General features: G+C 62.2%; 22 protein-coding genes. 12 read left to right on the forward strand and 10 right to left on the reverse strand.

All coding sequences use genetic code 11. The features are described 5' to 3' along the window. Positions 1-245: 245 nt before the first annotated feature. The gene (locus BLT65_RS10085) at positions 246-1,574 is read left to right on the forward strand and encodes a PQQ-dependent sugar dehydrogenase (protein WP_091777416.1); all 1,329 of its coding nucleotides are present in this window, start codon (positions 246-248) and stop codon (positions 1,572-1,574) included. A 41-nt stretch (positions 1,575-1,615) separates the two neighbouring features. Here the strand turns inward: BLT65_RS10085 and BLT65_RS10090 are convergent, their stop codons facing one another. The 8 genes from BLT65_RS10090 to BLT65_RS10125 form a co-directional block, all read right to left on the reverse strand. Further along, complete coding sequence (locus tag BLT65_RS10090) at positions 1,616-1,924, reverse strand: DUF4148 domain-containing protein (RefSeq protein WP_007737169.1); 309 nt, start codon at positions 1,922-1,924, stop codon at positions 1,616-1,618. Positions 1,925-2,080: 156 nt separating this feature from the next. Continuing rightward, entirely contained in the window at positions 2,081-3,187 is a 1,107-nt protein-coding gene (locus BLT65_RS10095; RefSeq protein WP_091777418.1) for a lipocalin-like domain-containing protein, read from the reverse strand. Continuing rightward, the gene (locus BLT65_RS10100) at positions 3,187-5,784 is read right to left on the reverse strand and encodes an FtsX-like permease family protein (RefSeq protein WP_091777420.1); all 2,598 of its coding nucleotides are present in this window, start codon (positions 5,782-5,784) and stop codon (positions 3,187-3,189) included. The genes BLT65_RS10095 and BLT65_RS10100 overlap by 1 nt, the downstream gene beginning before the upstream one ends. Beyond that, entirely contained in the window at positions 5,777-6,487 is a 711-nt protein-coding gene (locus BLT65_RS10105; protein ID WP_091777422.1) for an ABC transporter ATP-binding protein, read from the reverse strand. Before BLT65_RS10105 ends, BLT65_RS10100 begins: the two co-directional genes overlap by 8 nt. A 1,108-nt stretch (positions 6,488-7,595) precedes the next feature. Then, the gene (locus BLT65_RS10110; protein ID WP_091777424.1) at positions 7,596-9,068 is read right to left on the reverse strand and encodes a mechanosensitive ion channel family protein; all 1,473 of its coding nucleotides are present in this window, start codon (positions 9,066-9,068) and stop codon (positions 7,596-7,598) included. A gap of 226 nt (positions 9,069-9,294) precedes the next feature. Next, positions 9,295-9,654 (reverse strand): copper resistance CopC family protein, encoded by a 360-nt coding sequence (locus BLT65_RS10115; RefSeq protein ID WP_042311242.1) that lies wholly within the window; start codon positions 9,652-9,654, stop codon positions 9,295-9,297. Positions 9,655-9,667: 13 nt separating this feature from the next. After that, positions 9,668-10,549, reverse strand: a complete 882-nt coding sequence (locus tag BLT65_RS10120; RefSeq protein WP_042311240.1) for a hypothetical protein — start codon at positions 10,547-10,549, stop codon at positions 9,668-9,670. A gap of 113 nt (positions 10,550-10,662) precedes the next feature. Next, positions 10,663-11,049 (reverse strand): DUF2946 domain-containing protein, encoded by a 387-nt coding sequence (locus tag BLT65_RS10125; RefSeq protein ID WP_042311239.1) that lies wholly within the window; start codon positions 11,047-11,049, stop codon positions 10,663-10,665. 196 nt (positions 11,050-11,245) lie between these two features. Here BLT65_RS10125 and BLT65_RS10130 point away from each other — a divergent pair, with 196 nt between their 5' ends. Continuing rightward, complete coding sequence (locus BLT65_RS10130) at positions 11,246-11,599, forward strand: DUF1428 domain-containing protein (RefSeq protein WP_091777426.1); 354 nt, start codon at positions 11,246-11,248, stop codon at positions 11,597-11,599. A 16-nt stretch (positions 11,600-11,615) separates the two neighbouring features. Here the strand turns inward: BLT65_RS10130 and BLT65_RS10135 are convergent, their stop codons facing one another. Continuing rightward, a complete protein-coding gene (locus BLT65_RS10135) occupies positions 11,616-12,962 on the reverse strand; it encodes a metallophosphoesterase family protein (protein ID WP_091777428.1) in 1,347 nt (448 codons plus the stop codon). A 300-nt stretch (positions 12,963-13,262) separates the two neighbouring features. On the opposite strand from BLT65_RS10135, the gene BLT65_RS10140 reads away from it, so the two are divergent. The 3 genes from BLT65_RS10140 (at position 13,263) to oxlT (ending at position 16,258) form a co-directional block, all read left to right on the forward strand. Continuing rightward, positions 13,263-13,562 (forward strand): hypothetical protein, encoded by a 300-nt coding sequence (locus BLT65_RS10140; RefSeq protein ID WP_042311234.1) that lies wholly within the window; start codon positions 13,263-13,265, stop codon positions 13,560-13,562. A gap of 226 nt (positions 13,563-13,788) precedes the next feature. After that, positions 13,789-14,508, forward strand: coding sequence for a GntR family transcriptional regulator (locus tag BLT65_RS10145; RefSeq protein ID WP_042311231.1), 720 nt, complete (start codon positions 13,789-13,791; stop codon positions 14,506-14,508). A 430-nt stretch (positions 14,509-14,938) separates the two neighbouring features. Next, complete coding sequence (gene oxlT, locus BLT65_RS10150) at positions 14,939-16,258, forward strand: oxalate/formate MFS antiporter (protein WP_042311247.1); 1,320 nt, start codon at positions 14,939-14,941, stop codon at positions 16,256-16,258. Between the two features lie 230 nt (positions 16,259-16,488). Here the strand turns inward: oxlT and BLT65_RS10155 are convergent, their stop codons facing one another. Then, positions 16,489-16,866 carry a hypothetical protein gene (locus BLT65_RS10155; protein ID WP_091777672.1) on the reverse strand — a complete coding sequence of 126 codons (378 nt, stop codon included), beginning with the start codon at positions 16,864-16,866 and terminating at the stop codon, positions 16,489-16,491. A gap of 282 nt (positions 16,867-17,148) precedes the next feature. On the opposite strand from BLT65_RS10155, the gene BLT65_RS10160 reads away from it, so the two are divergent. The 7 genes from BLT65_RS10160 to BLT65_RS10190 all read left to right on the forward strand — a co-directional run bounded on the left by BLT65_RS10160 (position 17,149) and on the right by BLT65_RS10190 (position 25,133). Then, positions 17,149-17,868 (forward strand): GntR family transcriptional regulator, encoded by a 720-nt coding sequence (locus BLT65_RS10160; RefSeq protein ID WP_042311228.1) that lies wholly within the window; start codon positions 17,149-17,151, stop codon positions 17,866-17,868. 231 nt (positions 17,869-18,099) lie between these two features. Continuing rightward, positions 18,100-19,839: an oxalyl-CoA decarboxylase gene (gene oxc / locus BLT65_RS10165; protein WP_091777430.1), complete on the forward strand. Its 1,740-nt coding sequence runs from the start codon at positions 18,100-18,102 to the stop codon at positions 19,837-19,839. A 26-nt stretch (positions 19,840-19,865) separates the two neighbouring features. Next, positions 19,866-21,116, forward strand: a complete 1,251-nt coding sequence (frc, locus tag BLT65_RS10170) for a formyl-CoA transferase (RefSeq protein WP_042311224.1) — start codon at positions 19,866-19,868, stop codon at positions 21,114-21,116. A 121-nt stretch (positions 21,117-21,237) separates the two neighbouring features. Continuing rightward, the gene (locus BLT65_RS10175; RefSeq protein ID WP_042311222.1) at positions 21,238-21,669 is read left to right on the forward strand and encodes a PAS sensor domain-containing protein; all 432 of its coding nucleotides are present in this window, start codon (positions 21,238-21,240) and stop codon (positions 21,667-21,669) included. A gap of 85 nt (positions 21,670-21,754) precedes the next feature. After that, a complete protein-coding gene (locus BLT65_RS10180; RefSeq protein WP_042311220.1) occupies positions 21,755-21,991 on the forward strand; it encodes a hypothetical protein in 237 nt (78 codons plus the stop codon). Between the two features lie 1,017 nt (positions 21,992-23,008). Beyond that, positions 23,009-24,256, forward strand: a complete 1,248-nt coding sequence (gene frc / locus BLT65_RS10185; protein ID WP_091777432.1) for a formyl-CoA transferase — start codon at positions 23,009-23,011, stop codon at positions 24,254-24,256. 79 nt (positions 24,257-24,335) lie between these two features. Continuing rightward, entirely contained in the window at positions 24,336-25,133 is a 798-nt protein-coding gene (locus BLT65_RS10190) for a fumarylacetoacetate hydrolase family protein (protein ID WP_091777434.1), read from the forward strand. The last annotated feature ends 89 nt before the right edge of the window (positions 25,134-25,222 follow it).

Here is a 25,222-nt window from a genome sequence, read left to right on the forward strand (position 1 = left end):
TGTCCACCCGTAGAAGAAGCGTGCGCGAGTGACGCGAGGCGGATGCAGCGTGTGCAACCTGAATGGCGTCAATGACTTGCGATAGTCTTGCCCAGGTTACCCACAGCCTTATGAACGAAATCTGTGGAGAAGTCCGAGCCACCATCTCCAAACCTCACCAGCCACAAATCGTCAGCATCGGGCAAGACATTTGCTGCGCAGTCATCAATTGCGCCGCTCCCGGTTGCACTGACGCTGGAGGTTCCATGCGCGTTCGTCCGTTTCTGATCGCGAGTGTCGTCGTTCCGCTTGCCGCTTGCGCGGCGCCATCCACGACGCCGGAAGAAGCGAGTTTCGGCCCTTCGCCGACACTACCCGCGCCCACCACATCGCTAATGCCGACGGTCCACGTCGCGCCTGTCGAAACGCGTGCCGCCGGCACGCATCCCACCGCGCCGCCCGGTTTCGCAGTGACGCCGTTCGCCACGAATCTCCAGCATCCGCGCTGGCTCTACACGCTGCCGAACGGCGACGTGCTGGTTGCCGAGACCAACACGCCGCAGCCGCACGACGAAGGCGGCGGCGTGGTCGGGTGGATTACGAAGCAGTTCCAGAAACGCGCGGGCGCGGGCGTGCCGAGCCCCGACCGGATCGTGCTATTGCGCGACGCAGACGGCGACGGCAGCGCTGAAACGCAAAGCGTGTTCATCGACAAGCTGCATTCGCCGTTCGGCATGGCGCTGATCGGCAATCAACTCTATATCGCCGATACCGATGCGCTGCTGCGCTTCGATTACGTCACGGGCGAAACGAAGATTGCATCGCAGGGTGTGAAGGTCGCCGATCTGCCCGCCGGTCCGATCAATCATCACTGGACGAAAAATATTCTTGCGAGCCGCGACGGCAAGCGGCTTTACATCACGGTCGGCTCGAATAGCAATGCAGCGGAGAACGGCGTTGAAGCGGAAGCGGACCGCGCCCGCATTGTCGAACTCGATATCGCGAGCGGCACGATGCGGCCTTACGCAACTGGCCTGCGTAATCCGAACGGCATGGCGTGGCAACCTCAAACGGGCGTATTGTGGACGACCGTGAACGAACGCGATGAACTGGGCAACAACCTTGTGCCCGACTACATGACGTCGGTGAAGGACGGCGCGTTCTACGGCTTCCCGTTCAGCTACTACGGCCAGCATGTCGATTCGCGCGTGAAGCCGCAGAACCCGGACATGGTTGCGCGCGCCATCGCGCCGGACTATGCGCTCGGCAATCACACGGCGTCGCTCGGGCTGGCGTTCTATGACGGCAAGCTGTTCCCGGACCGTTACCGTGGCGGCGCGTTCATTGGACAACACGGCTCGTGGAACAGAAAGCCATTTGCGGGCTACAAGGTGATCTTCGTGCCGTTCGAGAATGGCAAGCCGTCGGGCGGACCGGAAGATTTTCTGACGGGATTCCTGACGCCGGACGGGCACGCGGTTGGGCGGCCCGTCGGTGTCACGCTAGATGCGCGCGGCGCGCTGCTGGTTGCCGACGATGTCGGCAACGCGGTGTGGCGAATCGCGCCCGCGACAGGAACGGCGGGCACGAAGTAGACGCTAGGCAGACGTCAGAGTGAAGCGGGCATCAGAGCGACTTACGGACGGTTGTACATCGCATTCCAGTCCGCAGCCGACACGCCGGGGCGGCCCGACTGCGACGCGTTCGCGACACCGCCGTAACCACTCGCTGCGCCGTTCTGCGCGTCCACGCGCGCCTGGGCGGCCTGGATCTCATCGGGGTAGTGCGCTTCCGTGCCTGCGCCCGGGCGATAGCCGGCCTTTTCCAGCTGAACCAGTTCGGCGCGGACCTGAGCGCGAGTCACGGGCTGGTTCGACTGGGCGAACGACACAGCGGGGATAGCGAGCACAGCAGCGATGGCAACAGCCTTGATCAGCGACTTCATGATGAACCTCCAACTTTGCTTTCGACCTTGCGAACAGCCCTGTTCGCAATCAGTTGAAGCAAGTGTAGGTAAGTAGCCGCTTAAGATTAAGACCGTCCGGTGGAAGTGACTTTTCCAAATTTTAGGGTTTACCCCTAAGTGCCCGCTGGACGTGCGTCAGCGCCGTTCGAGCTTCAGCTTTTTTCCATAGCCGGTGAGTTCGAGGTAGCCGCGCCCCGCAGGTTGCCCGTCGCGGTTGATGGCGACGGCGCCTTCCCAATACAACGAGCCCGTCGATTCGCTCGAATCGAGTTCCTGATCGTCGAGCAAGGGTGTCAGTTGCCAGCGGATGTCGCCCGTGCGGACGACGGTCGCCACCGGGTATTGCGTGTTCGTGCGCGGCGAGCGCCACTGGCGGGTCGGCGAAAAGTCGACGTCGCCGGGGCCGTATTGCGTGACGCGGCCGTCGGCCGTGCGAAGCGCGGCGTGCGCCCAGACCGCGCGCCCATCGGCGGCGCGTACCTTGAAGGCCATCAGCGCGGCGCCGTCAGTCAGGTTCGCGCCGAGCCAGTCCCAGCCGACGGCATCGGATGCGAGCAATGTGCTCGACCATTCGTGATCGAGCCACGCGCTGCCCGTGACGGGTGTTGGCGTGCGGCTCGCGCCATCGGCGGATGGGCGTGTGACGGTGCCTGTCACGCGCAGTTGGGGCTCGCTGTAGTAGTAGCTCGCCTGTTCCGGCAGTGGTCCTTTGCGCGAGTAGCCGTTGTCGCCCTGAAGCAGCGGCGCCTGCGTCGGCGTGAACGTCAGATGCAACGCGAAGCCGGCGGCGTCGGCGCTTACGTCGTAGTGGCCGTCCGGCGCGCGGACCATGCGCCAGGTATCGAGCCGAACGTCGGTGTTGTCGGGCTTCGCGTACGCGAGGCCGAAGCCTTGTCGCGCGATCTTCTGGTCATGCACAAGACGGCCCAGCTTCGGATCGCTGAGCGCGGCGTGCGCGATGATCAGTTGCGTCGGCGCAAATGCGCTGGGATCGCTCGCCGGATGGCCCGTTGCCGAGCGGAAGAACGTGATCTGGAAGCCGAGGGGTTGATGATCGGGCGTCTCCAGCCAGCCCGTCGCGTACCACCATTCGGTGCGAAACGCGCGATGCGCGCCCGTGTCGCGCGGCAGTTCAATCGACTTGCCCGGCACGACCGCCGCGAACTGTGGATCGGCCGCGAACACAAGCGATACGCGAAGCAGGCACGCAAACACGAGCAACAGACTACGGGCGGCACGCATCACCAGTCCTCCCTGACCGCGCGCACGGCATCGATGGAGACAGCTCGGCGGCCCGCCGCGACGGCCGTCGTACACGACGACGCGAGCATCACGAGCGCCAGCACGGATAGCAGCGTCCACGGCACATGCAGCGACATGCTCCAGTGAAACGACTGCGGATTGACGACGAACACGAGGATCAGGCTGATCGCGAAGCCGAGCACGCAGCCCATCGCGATGCCGAGCGCGGTGAGCAGTCCGCCTTCCGTTGCGAGCAGCGCGAGAATCTGTCCACGCGTCACGCCCACATGTCGCAGCATGCCGAACTCGCGCGAGCGCGACAGCGTCTGCGCCGAAAACGTCGCCGCGACGCCGAACAATCCGATCACGATCGCGACGGCTTCCAGCAGATACGTGACAGCGAAGCTGCGGTCGAAGATGGTCAAGGTGCGCGCGCGGATTTCGCCGGGTTGCGCGAAGTCGAGCGCGCTCGCGAACGGCAACGCGCGCATCGCGGCGATGGCCTGCGCCGCGCTCACGCCGCGTTGCAGGGTGAGGGCGGCGTCGGTGGCGCCGGTGTCGCCCGTGAGGCGTCGGTAGTCGGCGAGACGGATTTGCAGCGCGCCCGTTTGCCGCACGTAATCTCGCCATATCCCCGCGACGACGAACACTGTGCCGTGCTCGCCGATCGGCAGTATCAGCCGTTGACCGACGCGATAGCCATACAGATCGACCATCGCTTCCGACGCCCACACGGGCGTCTCGCCAGCGCGCAACGCGGACGGCGGCAGGATCTCGCCGGTGATCTGCAGGTTCGCGCCGGGATCGGCGGCATCGATTTCGCGCGCCAGCAAGGCGACGGACGGCCGCGATGCGTCGAGCGTCAGTTGCGAGGTGCGCGCGAACGCTGCGTGCCGGATGCCGCGCGCGGCGGCGAGCATCGCCTGTTGCTGCGGGTTCAGCCCGCCCGTGTCGCCGTTCGGCGCGACGCGCACATAGACGTCGGCGGACAGCAGGTGCGCGAGCCAGTCTTCGACCGACACGCGAAAGCTCGACACCATGATCGCCATCGCGACGATCAGCGTGAAGCTCGACAGCACGCCGCCCATTGCAATGGATGCCTGACCCGGCGCGTTTGCAAGGCGCGCGAGCGCAAGCGCGATGACTGGCTTGGCGGGGCGACGTCTATTGTCCCCATCGAGCGTACGGCCCAGCGCGCGAAACAGCAGCGACGTGACGCGCGGCATCAGCGCAATGCCGCCGATCAGCAGCAGCGCGACGGCGAGATAACCCGCAATCGGCACATCGAACACGGGCGGCGTCTGCGTCAGCGCCACGCCGAGGGCGATGCAGATGAGCGCGGGCCACGGCGTCGACAGCTTGCCGAGCGCGGTTTCTTCGCCGCCTGCTTTCAGCGCGGGAGCGGGATGCGCGCGCGCCGCTTCGAGCGCGGGCACGAGACTGCCGAGCAGCGACACGCCGATACCGAGCACGACGAAAATCGCGCTGGCGATGGGCTCGAAGCCGACCGTCGGTTGAACACCGGGGAAATAGCCGCCGCCCAGATCGCTGCCGAAAAAGCGCAGCACGACGTACGCGAGCGCGAAGCCGAGCGCGATACCCGCCACCGAGCCGAGCGTGCCGAGCAACGCGCCTTCGAGCAGAATCTGCCGCAACAACTGCGCACGCGTGAGGCCGAGCACGCGCAGCATCGCGAACTGCGCGCGCCGGCGCACCACGCCGAGCGCCTGCGTCGAGAACACGAGAAACGCGCCCGTGAACAGCGCGACGAGCGCGAGCACGTTCATGTTGATCCGGTAGGCGCGCGACAGCCGGTCGGTGCGGCTTTCGACATCACGCGTTTCGCCCACGGCGAAGCGGCTGCCGAGCTGGTCCTGCAACGCTTGCCTGAACCGTTCACGATCGACGCCGCGTTCGAGTTGCAGATCGACGCGCGACAGCTTGCCGATGCGACTGAAGCGCCATTGCGCGGCCGCGATGTCCATCACCGCGATGCGTTGTCCGGGCCGCGCCCTGACGATACCGCCCGCCACGCGCAGATGCACATCGGACGTGCCGCTGCGCAACGTCACGGTCTCGCCGACGCGCACGCCGAGCCACTGCTGCGCGGCGGGCGAGAGGAAGATGGCGTCACCGTCGAGCGCGTCGAGCGGGCGGTCGCTGTCCGTCACGCCCGTCAGATCGGGCGCGATGCGACTCGCGCGGAACATGTCGATGCCGAGCACTTTCAGCGGCGCGGTGCGGTCCGGCACGGTCACGTCGAGTTCGAGCACGGGGCTGGCGAGCGCGACGCCGGGTTGAGTCGCGAGTCGTGGATAGGCGCTTTCATCGAACGTGGGTTGCGCGCCGCGCACCTGCAAGTCCGCCTGGCCCGACAGGCTGCGCGTCGCCGCCGAGAATTCGTTGAACGCGGCGCTGTTGATCAATTGCACGGCGTAGCCGAGTGCAACACCGAGCGCGATGGTCGCAATCGCGATCAGCGCGCGGCCTTTGTGGCTGTGCCATTCGGCGGCGAGCAGCCAGCGCGTGAGCGTGCGCAGGCCGTGGCGCGTGGGGTGCGCGTGGTGCGCGGTTGCATTTAGCGCTGTGTCATTCATGGTTTTGGCGCGATGCGTGGGGCGATGTTTCGCGCATTGCGTGCAGCTTGCCTTCGCTCAGGATGAGCACGCGGTCGGCGACGGCGGCGGCCGCTTGCGAATGCGTGACCATCATCGTCGCTGCGCCGTTTGCCTTGGTTTCTTCGCGCAGCAGCGCGAGCACTTCATGTGCGGTGTCGGGGTCGAGATTGCCCGTGGGTTCGTCGGCGAGGATCAGCGTGGGACGATGCACGAGGGCGCGCGCGATGGCGACGCGCTGCAGTTCGCCGCCTGATAGCTGGCGCGGCATGTCGTTTCCGCGTCCTTCCAGACCGACGGCGGCGAGCATGTCGAGTGCGCGTTGTGGTGCGATGCCGTTCAGCAGTAACGGTAGCGCGACGTTTTGCGCGAGCGTCAGATGTGGCAGTACGTGGAACGCCTGGAAGACGAAGCCGAGTTTCTCGCGGCGCAGGCGGGTGGCGGTGTCATCGTTCAGCGTCGAGACGGGCGTGCCGTCGATTAGCACCTCACCGCTGTCGGCGCGGTCCAGGCCTGCTATCAGATTTAGTAGCGTTGATTTGCCTACGCCTGAGTCGCCCATGATGGCGATGAATTCGCCTGCTTCCAGTTTGAAGTCCAGGTTGGCGAGGACTACGCGGTTTGTCGCGTAGGCTTTGCTCAGTGAGCGGCATTCTAGTGCGGGGCGCGGGGCCGGGGGCGGCATTTGGGTCCTTAAGGTGGTTGCTTTTTTTTTGTCTGCGACGCTGGGTGATGGTTTGGGGTTTGTGCTTTGTGCTGGCATCCGGGTTGGTTGTTCTGGCCTTTGCGATGGCATCCGCGATGCGTTAGCTTGCTTCAAGCGTCGCCCCTGTGCGGGGCGGCACCTACTTTTCTTTGCCGCCGCAAAGAAAAGTAGGCAAAAGAAAGCGGCTAACACCGCCAGCTTTTGTTTTTGCCTGAGGGCCCCCAAAGGGTCTTACGCTTCACACGGCGATCACGTGACCCATGTTCGTTGCCAGCGCTCTTGCAGGGCTCATCACCCGCTTCACACCCCCGCGTTACAGCATGCCGTGCCAGGTATTCCACCGCCGCCCAGGTGGCAAACTGTGTGTAGGCCCCAGGTGCTCCACATGCCTCACTTCGGACCGATAGCGCATGCGTGCCACCCTGTAAGAGCGCTACCCTGTACGACGGGATTACCTACACACAGTTTGCCACCTGGGCGGCAGAAACCATTCGCTGCCGCTTGACCATGTACGGGTGTCTGAAGCGGGTGATGCATCTGATCAGCGCGTTGGCAACGCACGCGAACAGATGCGTTGCCGTGTGAAGCGTAAGACCCTTTGGGGGCCCTCAGGTACAAACAAAAGCTGGCGGTGTTAGCCGCTTTCTTTTGCCTACTTTTCTTTGCGGCGGCAAAGAAAAGTAGGTGCCGCCCCGCACAGGGGCGACGCGTGAACGGCAAACACCGCAGCGCGGATGCCAGCGCAAACCCGAAGCAAACCACCCAGCGGCGCAGACAACCAAAAGTAGGTGCCGCCCCGCACAGGGGCGACGGGTGAACGGCAAACACCGCAGCGCGGATGCCAGCGCAAACCCGAAGCAAACCACCCAGCGTCGCAGACAACCAAAAGTAGGTGCCGCCCCGCACAGGGGCGACGCCTGAAGCACGCTAACGCATCGCGGATGCCATCGCAGAAACAAGCAAACCCAACCCAACCAATCGCGCCACGAAGGCAACACCCGGATACCAGCGCCGAGGCCAAACAACCAAACCGTCCGCGCAGCCAGCAAACTTAAGCAAACCACCCAGCGTCGCAGACAAAAAAACCTCAAAACGTCAGATCGTGCAACTTCTTCATCCCATCCAACAGCCATTGAAAAATCGACTGCTCCGACTGAGCAACAGGCGTCGGCGTCCCGAGCTTACCCAGAGTATCCTGCCTCCGCGACAGCATCTGACACATCTCCCTGGCGACATCGGGCTTATCCTTGAGCAGCGGCGTCAAGTCCTCCTTCTTCAACTGATAAACAGTCGCCGCCGTAAGCGCCGAGATCGTCACACGCGCGGGCATGCCTGCCAGCAGACCGAATTCGCCCAACGCATCACCAGGACCAAGACGAGTCACTTCGACAGGCCCAGACGCATCTTCAGCCACAACAGACAGCACACCCGAATCGACAATGGTCAAATGGTCGAGCACCTTGTCCGGCGTGACCACAGTATCGCCGCGCTCATACGAGCGACGTGAAAGCATAGGCGCGAGACGCTGCAACTCCTCCGCCGTCAACGCGGCAAATATCTCCACGCGCCGCAGCAGCGCAACGCGCGGATCGGTCTGCTGCGCCAGCGAAGGCGAAGACGAAGGCGCATACCCAGCCCCGAGCGGCTTCAACTCGACACCCGCCGCCTGCAACTGCCGGTAGCACAAGTCAAAAAGCTCATTCGTGACGGCGAGTTTCTTGCTCATGTCATCGACATACGCCGTCGCCTCGTACGTGACGGACATGATGCTGGTCCGCTTCACGATCGCATACGGCGCCGGATCGGCGATCACCGCCCGCACACCCGCCAGCGCACGTTCGAGCGCAGCCAGCACCACGCTCGGACGCGCTTCGGGCGTGATTTCCAGCATGAGGGTCACGCCGTGCAGCGCCGACGGGCGGCTGTTGTTCGTGATCTTCGCCTTCGCCGCAACGGCATTCGGCACGATCACGATATTGCCTTGCGAGGTCAGCAGATGCGTCGCGCGCCAGTTCATCTCCAACACCTTGCCCTCGACGCCGTCGATGATCACCCAGTTGCCGATGTGATACGGCTCGGTCGTGTTGATCACGATGCCGGCGAACACGTCACTGAGCGTGCTCTGGATCGCAAGCCCAAGCACAATGGCGAGCGCGCCCGAGGTCGCGACCAGCCCGCGCACCGGCAACTCGAGCACGAAGCCAAGCGCCGCAACGACAGCCGCGAGAAACACCACCGCGCCGAACACGTCAGAGAAGAGCCGTTGACGGCGCCAGGTCTGCGGCAACAGCAGGGTGTCGAGCGCAAGGCTCAACAGGCGCGCGCCCATCAGCCACCAGATGATTTCGAGCACCTGGCCAAGCACGTGCAACGGCTTCGAATCCGCGTAGGGCGCCTGCGAGAACGGACTCAGGCCCGAGCCGAACAGCAGCGCGCTAAAGGCCGCGTAAATGCACAGGCGCACCAGCAGCCGCGCGACTTCGTTTTTGGGTGTGGTGCAACGCCAGATCACGACATCGACTGCGACGAGCGCAAAGCCAAAAATCAGCGGATTGTTCACGCACACTCCATAGCGGGGTTGAACGGTCAAAGCGACGTGTACGCCAGCCTCATGCAATCGTCGTTGGCAACGGCTGTTTGCGACAGTAGCACGGCCTCGTGCAACGCGGCGTCATGTCCAGTTTCATGACGCCGCGCGTCGCGCATTCAGCCCATTTTTTACGACATTTTTAATCGCGATGCAGCAGAGCGTACGTGGGGTTCGGCACCCGCTGTTACGCCACGCGTCACTTCACATTGAACGCGTAGTCGCCGTGCGTGCGATGACCGTCCGATGCCACCGCGACCCAATGCACCGTGTATTTGCCTGGGGCGAGAGCGGGCAGCGCGACAGACGCGACGCTCGGCTGCTGCGCATCGACCGTCGATTTCGCGGTGCTCACCTGCTTGCCCGCCGCATCCGTGACGGTCAGTGAACTGAAGGCGGGTTCGAGCGGGCCATCGAAGGTGATGGTCACCCTGGCGGGCGCCTCGACGGTCGTGCCCGCGCCGGGCTCCTGCTTCTGCGGAAACACATGGGCCAGCGCCGCGAGCGGCGTCAGCATGAGTGACAGCGCGAGCGCCGCCACGAGTCGTGTCGTGTTCATGGTGGTGTCCTCGTTACGGGAAAAGCGGTTTGCCGATCGTCGTGGGCGCGATGTCATCGAAGAACAGATGCGCCTGCACCAGCACGCCGACATGCGAGCCGCTCGCGTGGTTCACGGGGATCTGCGCCTCGATGCCGAATTGCCCATATCGGTTGATCCAGATGACACCCGGGTTGACCGTGCCCGTGGTTTGCCCCTGGCTGCGCGACAGCGGAATTTCGACGATCGGTATCAGGTTCGCGAACGGCTGCGGCAAGCCGACGTCGCGCACGTGCTGCTGCAGATAGGGCAGGCTGTACTGTACGGTCACGCCGTAGTTGAACGCGTTCGGCTGGCCCGCGCCCGTCGTCAGCGCGGGGCCCGCTTCGCCCGTGATCGCGATGGGGCGCAGATACGCGAGCGAATCGGGCAGGTCGCCGAAGCCCTTGCCGGCGAAGATCGTCGGCGAGATGGTCGAGAAGCTCTCGCCGATCGCGTGGCTGCCCGTGCCGCCCAGGTCCGCATCGACGCCGATCGACGTCATGAACTCGTGCGCCTCGTTCACATACAACAGGTACTTGAGCCCGACGCTGAAGTTGTCGAAGCCGTGCGCGGTCGGATTGTTCTGCCCGACATACGCGCCTCCGATCGATACCGCGAGGCGCGGCGTGATCAGCTTGTCGTATTCGAAGCTGAAGCTGTTGACGCTCTGGTCGCCATCGTCGCCGCGCACGCGCTGGTGGCCATATTCCAGATTGAGTTCGTCGCTGACGCCCGGATCGTCGACGGCCATCGTGGCGGGGAAGACGCGGTCGCCTGCAATGGCGTGCGCATGAGAAATGGACGGAACGAGCAGGGCTGCAAGGATGCAGCCGGCGAACGGCAGCGTGCCGCGCCTGGCGTGTCGGATATTCATGTAGGTGATCCTGAGTGAGAGCGCGCGCCGGCCGCGTACGCGCCGGAAAGCGGCAACGCGGCGTGCGCGAATACAGCAACGCCGTGACGGCGCTGCGGGTACGCGGGTTCGACTCAGAGATGCACGGGCGGCGCGCGCGGCTGCGCGCTTTCGAACGGCGTGATGAGCGCGACGCTTTCGAAGCGAACCGCCACGCGCTGCGTGATCGCGGCGACCGTCAGCGCGAACGTCGACGGCGACGCGGGCAGCACGGGAATATGCGCGAGCAGGCTGCAATAGCCGCACGCATGCCAGTGCGAGGCGAGCGTGTGCGTATTGCCGGTGTCGTCCTCTTGCGTGTCGGCGGGACTGGCCGTTTGGGCGGAGCAGAGCGCGGCGGCGGGATCGTATGCGCCGCGGCTCGCCGCAATGGCCTGCGAGACGGTAGGTGCGAGCGCCGCCATCAGGATCGCGAGCAATCCGAGAATGCAGCCAATCTTCCGATGGAACCGGCTCGCCATTTTGATTGAAAACGTGTGTGGGATGCTGCGCGGATTATGACATTGGCGCGGCATACGGTGAATGCCCGCCGCGCATTCGAACATGAAAATTTTCGCGAAGCTGTCGATTTGCTGTCGCGTCGATCGTCGTCTGTGTAGAACCGGGCAACGGCGCTTTTTATGCCCGGCATCTGACGACTTTGCACAGGAGGCGGCAATGAACTACGTGGATGGATTCGTGGTGGCAGTGAAGGCGGAGAATCGCGAGGTTTACCGCAAGCACGCCGAGACGGCGGCGGGCGTGTTCAAGGAGTACGGCGCGCTGAACGTCGTCGAATGCTGGGGCGACGACGTGCCCGAAGGCAAGCTCACGTCGTTCCCGCTGGCCGTCAAGCGCGAGCCGGACGAAGTGGTCGTATTCTCGTGGGTCGTCTGGCCTTCGCGCGCGAAGCGCGACGAAGGCATGGGCAAGGTGATGGCCGATCCGCGGCTTCAACCGGATGTGATGACGATGCCGTTCGACGGCAAGCGGCTGATCTACGGCGGCTTCGAAGTGATCGTCGACGTGTGACGGCGTTCAGCGGGCGCTAGAGCGTTTCCGTGAACATGGGCGTCGTGCCGTCGCTGCTTTCGTAGTACTCGGCCGACGCCTGTCCGCTCTGCGCGCCTTGTCCAAGCCGGATGATCGTGAAGCCGTGCATGTAGATCTTGTCCGCTTCTTTCAGCAGTACGTTCTGCAGCGCGGGCGGATTGACGATACGTGCGTCCGGTGCGTTCTCCGGTCCGTCGACGATCACGGGCACTGCGCCATGGCCGATGCAGCGTCCGCGGTTCAATCCGAGGTACGGCTGATAGATGCTCAGGCTGTGCTCGTGGCCCCAGAACCATGCGCTAACCGGCTGCTTCGCGGCTTGCGCGAAACGCTGGAAGCTCGCGAGCAGCTTCGGGTTGTGCGCGATGAGCTTGCCGCCTGTCTGCAACGGTCCAATCTGCGACAGCGCGGAAAACAACTGGTGATGCGAAAGCAGGATCGTCTTGCCGCTGAATTCGGCGATGCGCTCGACGATCCAGTCCTCTTCGTCCTGCTCGATAAACGTGAGGACGTCCGTTCCGTGGAAGGGGTCGTAGTCGTGCAGCCCCGTGTCCAGCGCGATGAACTGCCAGTCGTCGTTGCGCAGGCAGAAGAAGCTGGCAGGCTGAAGGCGCGCGTGATCGTTGAGCGTGTCGATCAGCCCGTAGTAGCCGGCGCCGCCCGAGTACATGTCATGGTTGCCCGAGAGCGTGTAGACGGGTACGTCCTTCGTGCTGCGCGAGAGCACGCTGTCGACGATATTCCTGAAGTTCGCGTCGCACTCCTGCGGCGTGCCCGAATAGTAGATGTCGCCGAGATGAATCACGACGTCGGGGTTTTGCAGCGCGGCCTGCTTTAGCAGATCCACCGCGACGTCCGTGCCCGTGCCCCAGTCGGCGATCAGCGCGACTGTTGCGCCCGCTTTCAGCGGCACCGTGACGGGGCCGATTGCGGCCGCGCGCCGGTATGGAATCGACGCGCGCTTGCCGTCCGGGCCGAAGTACTGCATGTAGCTCTCGATGACCTTGATCCACGCCGGATCGCAAACGTTGAAGCGCAGGTCGTTCTCGATGCTGTCGGCACCGGCCGAGTCGCCGCGGGCGCGGGCTTCCATCAACGCGAAGCCCATCTTCGCGCAGGTCCAGGCGTCCTGTGCGACTTCGTCCGGCGCGACGTCGGGCAAGGGCGATTGACCTTGCGACTTCAGCGACGCAATCGTCGCTGCCGCATTGACGAGCGCGTTGTCCGTTCCAGGCCGCGAGGCGAGGGCCGAGGAGGGCGTCGTGTTGCGCACGACCTGATCGACGGCTGACTGGAACAGCGAAACGAATTGATCGCGGAAGCTCTCGGGTTCGGCGGCCATGGCGGTCTCCAATGATCGGATTGGCGAAATCCGTATTGCATATTGCGGCTTTTCGAATTGAATGCGAAAGCCGGGAGTAATGTTCGTGGTATTGAAGCTTGATGCAGGCGACAGGCTATTGGATTAATTCAGCTAACACCAAGACGATTGGCTCAACATAATTTGCATGAAGCTGAATCGCTCGATTACTCGCCGTCGATGAGCGCGCGCTGATTCACCTGAGCCGCTCAAACCATTCAAGCTTTTCGCGCCGCTGCCGATAACGTGTCTGGCCGTCCCTCCTGCAAAGCCCTATCAAAGATGCGTGTGTCCAAGACCGAGTCCGTACTGCTCACCGTTGCCGTGTTCGCCGTCGTCAGTTTCAGCGGCTGGCTCCAGAGCGAAATGAAGCACGCCGCGCGTGAGCGCAACCGGCACGACATCGGCACGATCGTCGAAGCCGCCTGCGCGAACCTGAACGCCGCCGAGCTCGAATCCAGCGACGCCGGCCAGCTGCAATGCGGCACGATCGCGCATGAGGCGCCGCGCGAAGCGTCCTCGGCGCCCGAGGCTTTGACGGCAGCCGCGACGGGCGCCGCATCGACGGTTCCTAATCCTTAAGCTCTTTTGCCGGGCACGCGCTACACTGCGCGACTCGCGTGGCGAAGCTGCTCAGCCAGCACCGATGCGGCTTTCATCGACAATACCTCACGCGCTGATATACTAAATACGTTCACAGTCCGCGTGACGATGAAGGCAGTAGACGGGCGCGGATACGGGAGCGGCGCAGTGCGCCGCTCAAGCCAACTACGGTGCTCATTCGCACCGACCGGATCAGAGGCGATGCATGTCGTCAGAACTTGACAGTCAGCCAGCGGCTACGCCGTTCACCCTGTCACTGCAGCCCATCGGGACGAGCGCCAGTTTGCGGGATCGCGCATATGCGATGCTGCGCGCGGCAATCGCCGATGCCGATATCTATGCGTCGCGCGACGAAATACGCCTCGACGACCGCGCGCTGAGCGAATCGCTGGGCGTGAGCCGCACACCCGTGCGCGAGGCGATGACGCTGCTCGAACAGGAAGGCTTCGTACGCACGATCCCGCGCCGAGGCATCTATATCGTGCGCAAGAGCAAGCGCGAGATCGTCGAGATGGTGCAGATGTGGGCCGCGCTGGAAAGCATGGCCGCGCGTCTCGCCACGCTGCACGCAACGGATGAAGAAATCGCGCGGCTGCGTCACATGTTCGACCAGTTCCGCGATTCGACGCCGGCCGAGCATATCGCCGAATACTCGGATGCGAACATTGCGTTCCATCAGGCCATCGTCGAGCTGTCGAAGTCGCAGATCATTCTCGACACGATCAAGAACATCTTCATTCATGTGCGCGCGATCCGTCGCATGACGATTTCGCAAAGCGACCGTGCGTCGCGTTCGATCGTCGATCATCTGCGCATCATCGAGGCACTGGAAAAGCGCGATACCGAACTCGCGGAGCGCTTGGTGCGCCAGCACTCGCTCGACCTCGCCGCCTTCATCGAGGTAAATTGCGACTTCCTCGATTAAGAGCAGTCGCTTCACTCTGATCTACCGCGGACATCCGTTCCCGGATGTCCGCATCTTCCCTCATTGCCAACCGGCGACCTTCTCTGCGCGCCCCGTGCCATCGCATCCATAAACGATCGCGAATGCATTCGATAAGTTTCTTTAATTATTCCCAATCCCCTGTGCGCTCTTACGATGGGTTCACCCGGATGCGTCCTGTTTTAAGGGTTAACGCGTGCAATGGCGCTTTTTAAGCGCACTGCATTGGGGAAAATCCGCAGGCCGCTGGAATAAAAATGTAAAGACTGAAACCTGTTTGAATGGTTAACTACGCAGGTCTGTCGAAAATCCCCAGCGCCGGGTAGAACAAAACAGCAAGGCGGATGCGGGCAGCGCGATCACGAATTGCGCGGCTTGCATCGAAAACACTAGAAATGCGGAGACGATGCTCATGAATGGAAATACCCGACAGGCGACGGGAAACGGTCTATTTTCGAACCGTTGGTGTCAACTGGTGATCGGCATGCTGTGTATGGCACTGGTCGCCAACCTTCAATATGCCTGGACGCTCTTCGTCGCGCCGATGAACGCGCGGCACCACTGGGGCGAAGCATCGATTCAGCTTGCGTTCTCAATCTTCATTGTTACGGAGACGTGGCTTGTACCTGTCGAAGGATGGCTCGTCGACCGTTTCGGTCCGCGTCCCGTAGTCGCGGTCGGCGCGATTTGCGCGGGCCTCGCGTGGATGCTGTTCGCGCATGCGACGACGCTGCCTGAGCTTTATATCGGCTCCGTCGTCGCCGGCATCGGCGCGGGCGGCGTGTACGGCACATGCGTCGGCAATGCGCTGAAGTGGTTCCCGGACAAGCGCGGTCTCGCGGCGGGCCTGACGGCGGCGGGTTTCGGCGCGGGCGCGGCCGTGACGGTGATTCCGATTGCAAACATGATTACGCGCTCAGGTTATGAGCACACGTTCCTGTTCTTCGGCATCCTGCAAGGCGCGGCGATCTTCGTGCTGGCGCTGCTGCTGCACAAGCCGTCGACGCGCGCCGTATCGAACATCAAGCGCAAGTTCGCGGTGAGCAAGATCGACTACACGCCAGGGCAGATGATCAAGACGCCCGTGTTCTGGGTGATCTATGCAGCGTTCGTCGCAGTTGCAGCAGGCGGCCTGATGGCGACGGCACAGATCGGTCCGATCGCAAAAGACTGGGGCCTCGCGAAACTGCCGATGACGATGTTCGGCATGACGCTGCCGCTGCTGACGATGACGCTGTCCATCGACAACATCTGCAACGGCTTCACGCGTCCGCTGTGCGGCTTCATCTCCGACAAGATCGGCCGCGAGAACACGATGTTCGCGATCTTCATCGGTGAAGGGCTCGCGTTGCTCGGCATGATGCAGTACGGCCAGAACCCGTATGCGTTCATGACGTTCGCGGCACTGATCTTCCTGTTCTGGGGCGAGATCTTCTCGATCTTCCCGGCCATCTGCGCGGATACGTTCGGCAGCAAGTTTGCGGCGTCTAACGCGGGCACGTTGTATACGGCGAAGGGCACGGCGGCGCTGCTGGTGCCGCTCGCGTCGGTGTTGTCGGCGACGGGTGGCTGGAGCCTGGTGTTCATCGTCTCGGCCGTCATCACGATTGCGGCGGGCGTGTCGGCCAAGTTCGTGCTCGCACCGATGCGCGCACGGTTGATCGAGTCGGGGACGTCCGCGTCCTCTTCGTCGGCCAACGCGTCGCGATTAAGCGCAAGCTCGGGCGAGTGAGGCAGGGCGCCGTTCCGGCGCTGCGGGTTCATCATTGAAATCTTGAAGCGGTGCGTGGCCTGAAAGGGCGGCGCGCCGCTTTGTTTTTTTTGGCCGGTCGCTTGCATCGCGCGGTTTGCGCCGAACCCGCGCCCTCGACAATCGACGAGTCAATAAAAAATCTCCCGCGCTTCATCAGCGCGGGAGATTGCTTGCGGCTTGCTTCTGTTTCTTGTGCGGCTTGCCGTTCTTCAGGCGCCTGCAAGAGCAGGCACACCGTCATCGGCAAAGTACTGCGAAAACGAAAAGGCCGAACGATTCGAACGTTGCGTGTCGCTCGACGCATCGATACGCGTCGGCAGCACCTCGGGCGTGTGCGCGCTCTTCTTCGCGAGAATCGCCGCGCTCAGGAACTCGGCGCTGTACGCATTGAGCAAATGCGCCTGATGCGCCTCCAGATAAGCGACGACGCGAGCGTGCTCGCCGTCGATCGTCGCGAGCGACGTCAGCGTCTGCGCGTCCCAGCGGAAGCGCAAACCGAGGTCCGCGAACGCGCTGTTGAACGCGCAGAGCTGCGCCTCGATTGCGCGCTCGTAGTGAGTCCGGTGTTGATCGTGTGCGTTGCGCATCATCCCCTCCAATTCGTCGATTGCGTGAAGACAGCTTAGGCGCGTCGATAGATTCACGATAGTTAAAGTTTTCTTTGAAAACTATTCGCTAACGTTTATGGAAAGCCTGCTACAGACCTAGGGTGCAGGAGAATTGGTGGCGACTAGATATGTGATATACAGTATTGCACATATGCAGAACGGTATTTTCAGACATGCAGAAGGGCCGAACGACCGCGCCTTACCCGGCGCTTCCGTCAAACGGGCCACCACCGTTTTCGACACCGAGGAGACACGTCGACCATGTCCACCGACACGCAAGAAAATGTCCGCACGATCCCGTTGAGCCTGAACCTCACGCCGATCAGCGCGACAGCTTCGCTGCGGGATCAGGCGTACGCGCGACTCAAGCACGCGATCGCGAACACCGACATCTATCACTCGCGCACCGAAGTGCGGCTGGATGAAAAGGAGCTGACCGAGGCGCTCGGCGTGAGCCGCACGCCAGTGCGCGAGGCGATGACGCTGCTCGAACAGGAAGGCTTTCTGCGCACGGTGCCGCGCCGCGGCGTGTACATCCTGCGCAAGACGAAGAAAGAGATCGTCGAGATGATCTGCATGTGGGCCGCGCTCGAAAGCGTGGCGGCGCGTCTGGCGACCCAGCGCGCGTCGAATGAGGACATTGCCGGGCTGCGCGCGATGTTCGACGACTTCCATTCGACCACGCCAACCGATCACATCGAGGAGTACTCCGAGGTGAACATTGCGTTTCACCAGGCGCTCGTCGAGCTATCCGGCTCGCAGATCATTCTCGACACGATCAAGAACATTTTCATGCACGTGCGCGCGATACGCCGCATGACGATCGCGCAGAGCGACCGCGCGTCGCGTTCGATCGAGGACCACATGCGCATCATCGAAGCGCTGGAAGCGCGCGATACCGAGCGCGTCGAAGCGTTGGTGCGGCAGCACTCGCTCGACCTCGCGCTGTATGTCGAAGCACATTGCGATTTTCTGGACTGAGGGCCGCCATCACTGACATATAGCGACCCCAGGACTATCCCGAACGGGCACTTGATGCGATGCACGATTCAGACGCCCAGACCCTTCAGACACAAAGCGCTAGCCAACTTTTGCACTGCAGCAACACCGGATGAAACCTGAAGCACCTGCAAAAATCCGTTGACTAATATTGTGTTTGGAATATTGTATATCACGAGACGCCACACAACACCCGGCCAAGGAGGAGACGTCATGGCAGATGTACTTGAGATCAGACCGCAAGAATCCGCTGAAGAGAACGCACAACAAACGACGGACGGTTTCCACCTCGTCATTGATGCACTTAAAGCGAACGACATCGACACGATTTTTGGTCTGGTCGGCATTCCTATCACCGACCTCGCGCGCCTCGCGCAAGCCGAAGGAATGCGCTTTATCGGTTTTCGTCACGAGCAGCACGCAGGTCATGCAGCCGCCATCGCGGGCTACATGACGCAAAAGCCCGGCATCTGTCTCACGGTGTCCGCACCGGGCTTCCTGAACGGCCTCACGGCCCTCGCCAACGCAACGACGAACTGCTTCCCGATGATCCTGATCAGCGGATCGAGCGAACGCGAAATCGTCGACCTGCAGCAAGGCGACTACGAAGAGATGGATCAGTTGAACGCGGCGAAGCCGTACGCGAAGGCTGCGTATCGCGTGCTGCACGCGGAAGACATCGGCATCGGTCTGGCGCGTGCGATTCGCGCTGCCGTGTCGGGTCGTCCGGGCGGCGTGTATCTGGATCTGCCGGCGAAGCTGCTGTCGCAGACCATCGACGCCGTGAAGGCCAAGCAGTCGTTGGTCCGTGTGATCGACGCCGCGCCGCGCCAGCTGCCCGCGCCCGATTCCGTCAAGCGCGCCATCGATCTGCTGAAGGGCGCAAAGCGTCCGCTGGTGCTGCTCGGCAAGGGCGCAGCGTACTCGCAGGCCGACAAGGAAATCCGCGCGTTCATCGAGAAGACGGGCATCCCGTATCTGCCGATGTCGATGGCCAAGGGGCTGCTGCCCGACACGCACGAGCAATCGGCTTCGGCTGCGCGTTCGTTCGTGCTGGCCGAGTCGGACGTCGTCGTGCTGATCGGCGCGCGGCTGAACTGGCTGCTGTCGCACGGCAAGGGCAAGACGTGGGGCAAGCCGAAGCAGTTCGTGCAGATTGATATCTCGGCGCAGGAGATGGATAGCAACGTCGCGATCGCGGCGCCTATCGTCGGCGATATCGGTTCGTGCGTTGCTTCGTTGCTCGACCAGGTTGGCGACAACTTCCCGCAGCCGCCGAAAGAATGGCTCGACGCCGTCAGCGAGAAGAAGAACACGAACCTGCAGAAGATGGCCGCGACGCTCGCGAAGAATCCGTCGCCGATGAACTTCCACAGCGCGCTGCGCGTGCTGCGCGACATCGTCAAGGCGAACCCGGATATCAACGTCGTCAACGAAGGCGCGAACACGCTCGACTATGCGCGCGCCATCATCGACATGTATCAGCCGCGCAAGCGCTTTGACTCGGGTACGTGGGGCGTGATGGGCATCGGCATGGGCTTCGCAATCGGCGCAGCCGTGACGAGCGGCAAGCCGGTGCTCGCGATCGAAGGCGATAGCGCGTTCGGCTTCAGCGGCATGGAACTCGAAACGATCTGCCGTTACGACCTGCCCGTGTGCACGATCATCTTCAACAACAACGGCGTATATCGCGGCACCGACGTGAATCCGACGGGCGGCAAGGACGTTGCGCCGACGGTGTTCGTCAAGGACGCGCGCTACGACAAGATGATCGAGGCATTCGGCGGCATCGGCTACAACGTGACGACGCCGGAAGAACTGGATAAAGCGGTGAAGGAAGCGATCGCATCGGGCAAGCCGACGCTCATCAACGCAGTGATCGACGAAGCGGCAGGCACCGAAAGCGGACGCTTGACCAATCTGAACCCGCAAAGCGCGGCAATGAAAAAGTGACATCAGCCAACCACGGAGATACAAAAGTGAGCAAACCACTCGAAGGCGTCAAGATCATCGACTTCACGCACGTCCAGGCCGGTCCTGCGTGTACCCAGTTGCTTGCCTGGTTCGGCGCGGATGTGATCAAGGTCGAGCGCCCCGGTTCGGGCGACGTGACGCGTAACCAGCTGCGCGACATTCCGGAAGCCGACGCGCTGTACTTCACGATGCTCAACAGCAACAAGCGTTCGCTGACGCTCGACACGAAGACGCAAGACGGCAAGGAAGTGCTCGAAAAGCTGATTCAGGAATCGGACGTGCTGGTCGAAAACTTCGCACCGGGCGCGCTGGACCGCATGGGCTTCACGTGGGAACGCATCAACGAACTGAACCCGAAGATGATCGTTGCATCGGTCAAGGGCTTCAGCGACGGCCACCACTACGACGACCTGAAGGTCTATGAAAACGTCGCGCAGTGCGCAGGCGGCGCGGCTTCGACGACGGGCTTCTGGGACGGCCCGCCGACGGTCAGCGCAGCAGCGCTTGGCGACAGCAACACGGGCATGCATCTCGCGATCGGCATTCTCACGGCGCTGATCGGCCGCGACAAGACGGGCAAGGGGCAGAAGGTGGCCGTGTCGATGCAGGACAGCGTGATCAACCTGTGCCGCGTGAAGCTGCGCGACCAGCAGCGTCTGGACCGCGTCGGCTACCTCGAAGAGTATCCGCAGTATCCGCACGGCGAATTCAGCGATGTCGTGCCGCGCGGCGGCAATGCGGGCGGCGGCGGTCAGCCGGGCTGGGTGCTCAAGTGCAAGGGCTGGGAAACGGACCCGAACGCGTACATCTACTTCACGATTCAGGGCCACGCGTGGGACCCGATCTGCCGCGCGATCGGCAAGCCGGAATGGATCGACGACCCGGCGTACAAGACGGCGCAGGCACGCCAGCCGCACATTTTCGATATTTTCAACACGATCGAAGCGTGGCTCGCCGACAAGACGAAGTTCGAAGCGGTCGACATCCTGCGTAAATTCGACATTCCGTGCTCGCCTGTTCTGTCGATGAAGGAAATCGCCAACGACGAGTCGCTGCGTGCGAGCGGGACGATCGTCGAAGTAGATCACAAGGCGCGCGGCAAGTACCTGACGGTTGGCAGCCCGATCAAGTTCTCGGACATGAAGCCTGAGATCACGGGTTCGCCGCTGCTCGGCGAGCACACGGAAGAAGTGCTGAAGGATCTGGGCTACAGCTTCGATCAGATCGCGAACTTGCGGGAAGCGAAAGTGGTGTAATTGTCACCGGCGTATCAATGGGCTCCGAGTTGTACGGAGAGAGACGGAGCCCACTCGAACAGCGCCCGCGTGGCGCTGTTTTTTCTGAGCGGCAGCGAGCCCATAACACACGAGCCCCTATATGCAAGCAGCCATCGATTTTGAACAGCTGGTGAACGTAATTGGCGATGCCGTCGTGATTTCGGACCAGCACGGCGCGATTACGCTGTGGAATCCCGCAGCGGAGCGCATTTTTGGTTTTACTCAGGAAGATGCGTTGGGTCAGTCGCTTGATCTGATCATTCCCGAGCGGTTGCGCGGGCGTCACTGGGAAGGCTATGAAAAGACCATGGCGACGGGACAGACGCGCTATGGCAACGATCTTCTTCGCGTGCCTGCGATTCATAAGGACGGGCGGGCGTTGTCGATCGCTTTTACGGTTGCACTGTTGTATTCACCCGAGCGCGAATTGACGGGCATTGTCGCGGTGATCCGCGATGAAACCGCGCGCTTTCAGGAAGACCGCAATCTGCGCAAGCGCATCGCGGAACTTGAGGCGCGCGTTGGCGCCTGAATGTGCCTTGAAGGTGGCGCTTTGCTCTCGCGCAGTCAATATCAACGTCGATCGTCGTTGCGGCGATTTGGTACGGAGAACATCGATGCGTGTGGAAATTTTTGGACCTTATCAGGTCGAGCTGTCTGCTATGCAGTTTATTCATAACGGTGGGTGGGCGGCGTTTGCCGCCGTGCGCAAACTGGATGATGGGGCTGATGTGCCCGTTCATGTTTTGCCTTTCCAGCATGTTGTTGATCACACTGTGTTTGCTACTGAGGCGGCTGCTATTGACGCTGCGCGTGGCGTTGTTGTTGCGGTTATTGGGCCGCAGGCTGTATAGGTTTTTTGCCGTGCGGCGTGGGGGATTTTTGTTGGCGCTTGAGGTTTGGTTTTTTTGCCTCTGCGCTCGCATCCGCATTTGCGCTTTCTCGGCGCGGGCGGTTTGGTCTGCTCGTGTTTTTGCTGGCATCCGCGAATTGTTAGCGTGCTTCAGGCGTCGCCCCTGTGCGGGGCGGCACCTACTTTTCTTTGCCGCCGCAAAGAAAAGTAGGCAAAAGAAAGCGGCTAACACCGCGAGCCCTTGTTCTTATCCACGGGCCCCGAACGTCCCCACACTTCACGCGGCAGCATTTCTGTTCGCGGGAGTTGCCAACGCTCTCTCCATACGCATCACCCGCTTCACGCTCCCGCGTCGCCACGCGCGTGACCAAATTTCCCACGTTCTATAGCGGCAAACTGTGTGTAGGCCATCGCGCCACATATGCCTTACTTCGGACCGAAAGCGCGCGCATACCTCCATGTAGGAGCGCTGCCTTGTATGACGGCACGACCTACACACAGTTTGCCGCTATGCGGCCGTGGATATTTCGTATCGTGGGTCAGGGCGCCGGTGCATGAAAAGGGTGAGGCGCTCATTCAGTGCGCTGGCAACATGCGTTGGCTATTTCGTTGCCGTTTGAAGCGAAAGACCCTGTGGGGGCCCTCAGGCAAAGACAAGAATTGGCGGTGTTAGCCGCTTTCTTTTGCCTACTTTTCTTTGCGGCGGCAAAGAAAAGTAGGTGCCGCCCCGCACAGGGGCGACGCCTGCGCCGCGTAGGCGCCACGCGGATGCCAGCGAAAAAGCCCGCGCCGCGAAGAGCAAAAAAACCACCACCAACCGCCGCAAAAAAACCAAAACCCCCAACCGCCAGCGCCAACGACGACCTTGGGGTTTATCCCCACTAAAAACCTGGCAAAAAAGCTTGCTCAAATACCGGGCTGTAAATACGATATATCACATATCAGGCGTGTTCAAATCCCGGGCAAAAACCCCCCGACATGCGCAAGCAACACATTCAACAATGATGGGAGACGTAGCATGGGCAAGGCACTCGACGGTGTGCGCATTCTCGATTTCACCCACGTGCAATCAGGCCCGACCTGCACGCAGTTGCTCGCGTGGTTCGGCGCAGACGTGATCAAGGTAGAGCGCGCGGGCGCAGGCGACATCACGCGCGAACAGCTGCGCGATATCCCCGACGCCGACAGCCTGTATTTCACGATGCTCAACCACAACAAGCGCTCGGTCACCATCGACACGAAAAACCCCGAAGGCAAGCTCGTGCTCGAGGCGCTGATCCAGAAGTGCGACGTACTGGTGGAGAACTTCGCGCCGGGCGCACTGGACCGTATGGGCTTCACGTGGGAGCGCATCCAGGAGCTGAACCCGAAGATGATCGTCGCATCGGTCAAGGGCTTTGGTCCCGGGCCGTACGAAGACTGCAAGGTCTACGAGAACGTCGCGCAGTGCGTGGGCGGCGCGGCCTCGACCACGGGGTTCGATGACGGCCCGCCGGTGGTAACGGGCGCGCAGATCGGCGACAGCGGCACGGGCTTGCATCTGGCACTGGGCATCGTGACGGCGCTCTATCAGCGCACGATGACGGGCCGCGGCCAGAAGGTGCTCGCGGCGATGCAGGACGGCGTGCTGAACCTGTGTCGCGTGAAGCTGCGCGACCAGCAACGGCTCGAACGCACGGGTGTCATGAAGGAATATCCGCAGTATCCGAACGGTACATTCGGTGAAGCGGTGCCGCGTGCGGGCAATGCGTCGGGCGGCGGGCAGCCGGGCTGGATTTTGAAGTGCAAGGGCTGGGAGCACGACCCGAACGCGTACATCTACTTCATCACGCAGGCACCCGTGTGGGTGAAGATCTGCAACGTGATCGGCAAGGAAGAGTGGGCCACCGACCCCGAGTACGCGACGCCGACCGCACGCCTGCCGCGCCTGAAGGAAATCTTCGCGGAGATCGAACGCTGGACGATGACGAAGACCAAGTTCGAGGCCATGGAAATCCTGAACAAGTACGACATTCCGTGCGGGCCGATCCTGTCGATGAAGGAGATCGCGGAAGACGACTCGCTGCGCAAGACGGGCACGATCGTCGAGGTCGATCATCCCGTGCGCGGCAAGTATCTGACGGTGGGCAACCCGATCAAGCTATCGGACAGCCCGACGGACGTGACGCGCTCGCCGCTGCTCGGCGAACACACGGATGAAGTAATGGCCGAACTCGGCTATTCGCGTGAACAGATCGAAGCGCTCAGAACAGCTGGCGCGATCTGAAGAATCAAACCCGATTCAAACTCGTGACGCGGGCGTATTCACCGTGTCGGTCGACAAAAAATTTGTGGAGACAGTTTCGATGACATCGTGGATACGCTTCCGGCAGCCGCAAGGTCATATCGGTTTCGGCGTGCTCGACAACGGCAGCATCGCCGAATTCGAAGGCGACATGTTCGGCGAGGCAACAGCGACGGGCAAGCAGTGGCAACAGGACGACGTCGAGTTGCTGAGCCCCTGCCTGCCGACCAAGGTCGTCGCGCTCTGGAACAACTTTCATGCGCTGTCGCAGAAGCTCGGCAAGGCGGCGCCGTCGCACCCGCTCTTTCTGATCAAGCCGCCGATGTCGGTGATCGGCCCCGGCGCGCCCATTCGCCGCCCCAAAGGCTATAGCGGCAAGATCGCCTACGAAGGCGAACTCGGCATCGTGATCGGCAAGCGCTGCACCAATGTCTCGCCCGAAGAAGCGGACAACTACATCTTCGGCTACACCTGCATCAACGACGTCACGGCCGTCGACCTGCTGAACGAAGACCCGAATTTCGCGCAATGGTGCCGCTCGAAAGGCTTCGATACGTTCAGCTGCATCGGCCCCGTGATCAAAACGCAGTTCGACTGGCGCAACGCGAACGTCGTCACGCGTCTCGACGATGTCGAGCGGCAGAACTATCCGATCTCCGACATGATCTTCACGCCGGCCGAACAGGTCAGCATGATCTCGCACGACATGACGCTGATGCCCGGCGACGTGATCGCATGCGGAACGTCGATCGGTGTCGGCTCGATCAAGGACGGCTCGACGGTCGTCGTATCGATCGACGGTATCGGCGCGCTGCCGAATCAGCTCGCTGCCTTAAGGCAGCTCGAGACGGCGGCCTGAAAAGAACACGCACTGAGCATGCAAATGAGAGCCGGACGCGTCATCGCCAATGAGTCGACCATGAATCGACAATGACGATCGCGCGCTGC

The sequence above is a fragment of the Paraburkholderia steynii genome (assembly GCF_900100565.1).
In the GTDB taxonomy this organism is placed as follows: Bacteria; Pseudomonadota; Gammaproteobacteria; order Burkholderiales; family Burkholderiaceae; genus Paraburkholderia; species Paraburkholderia terrae.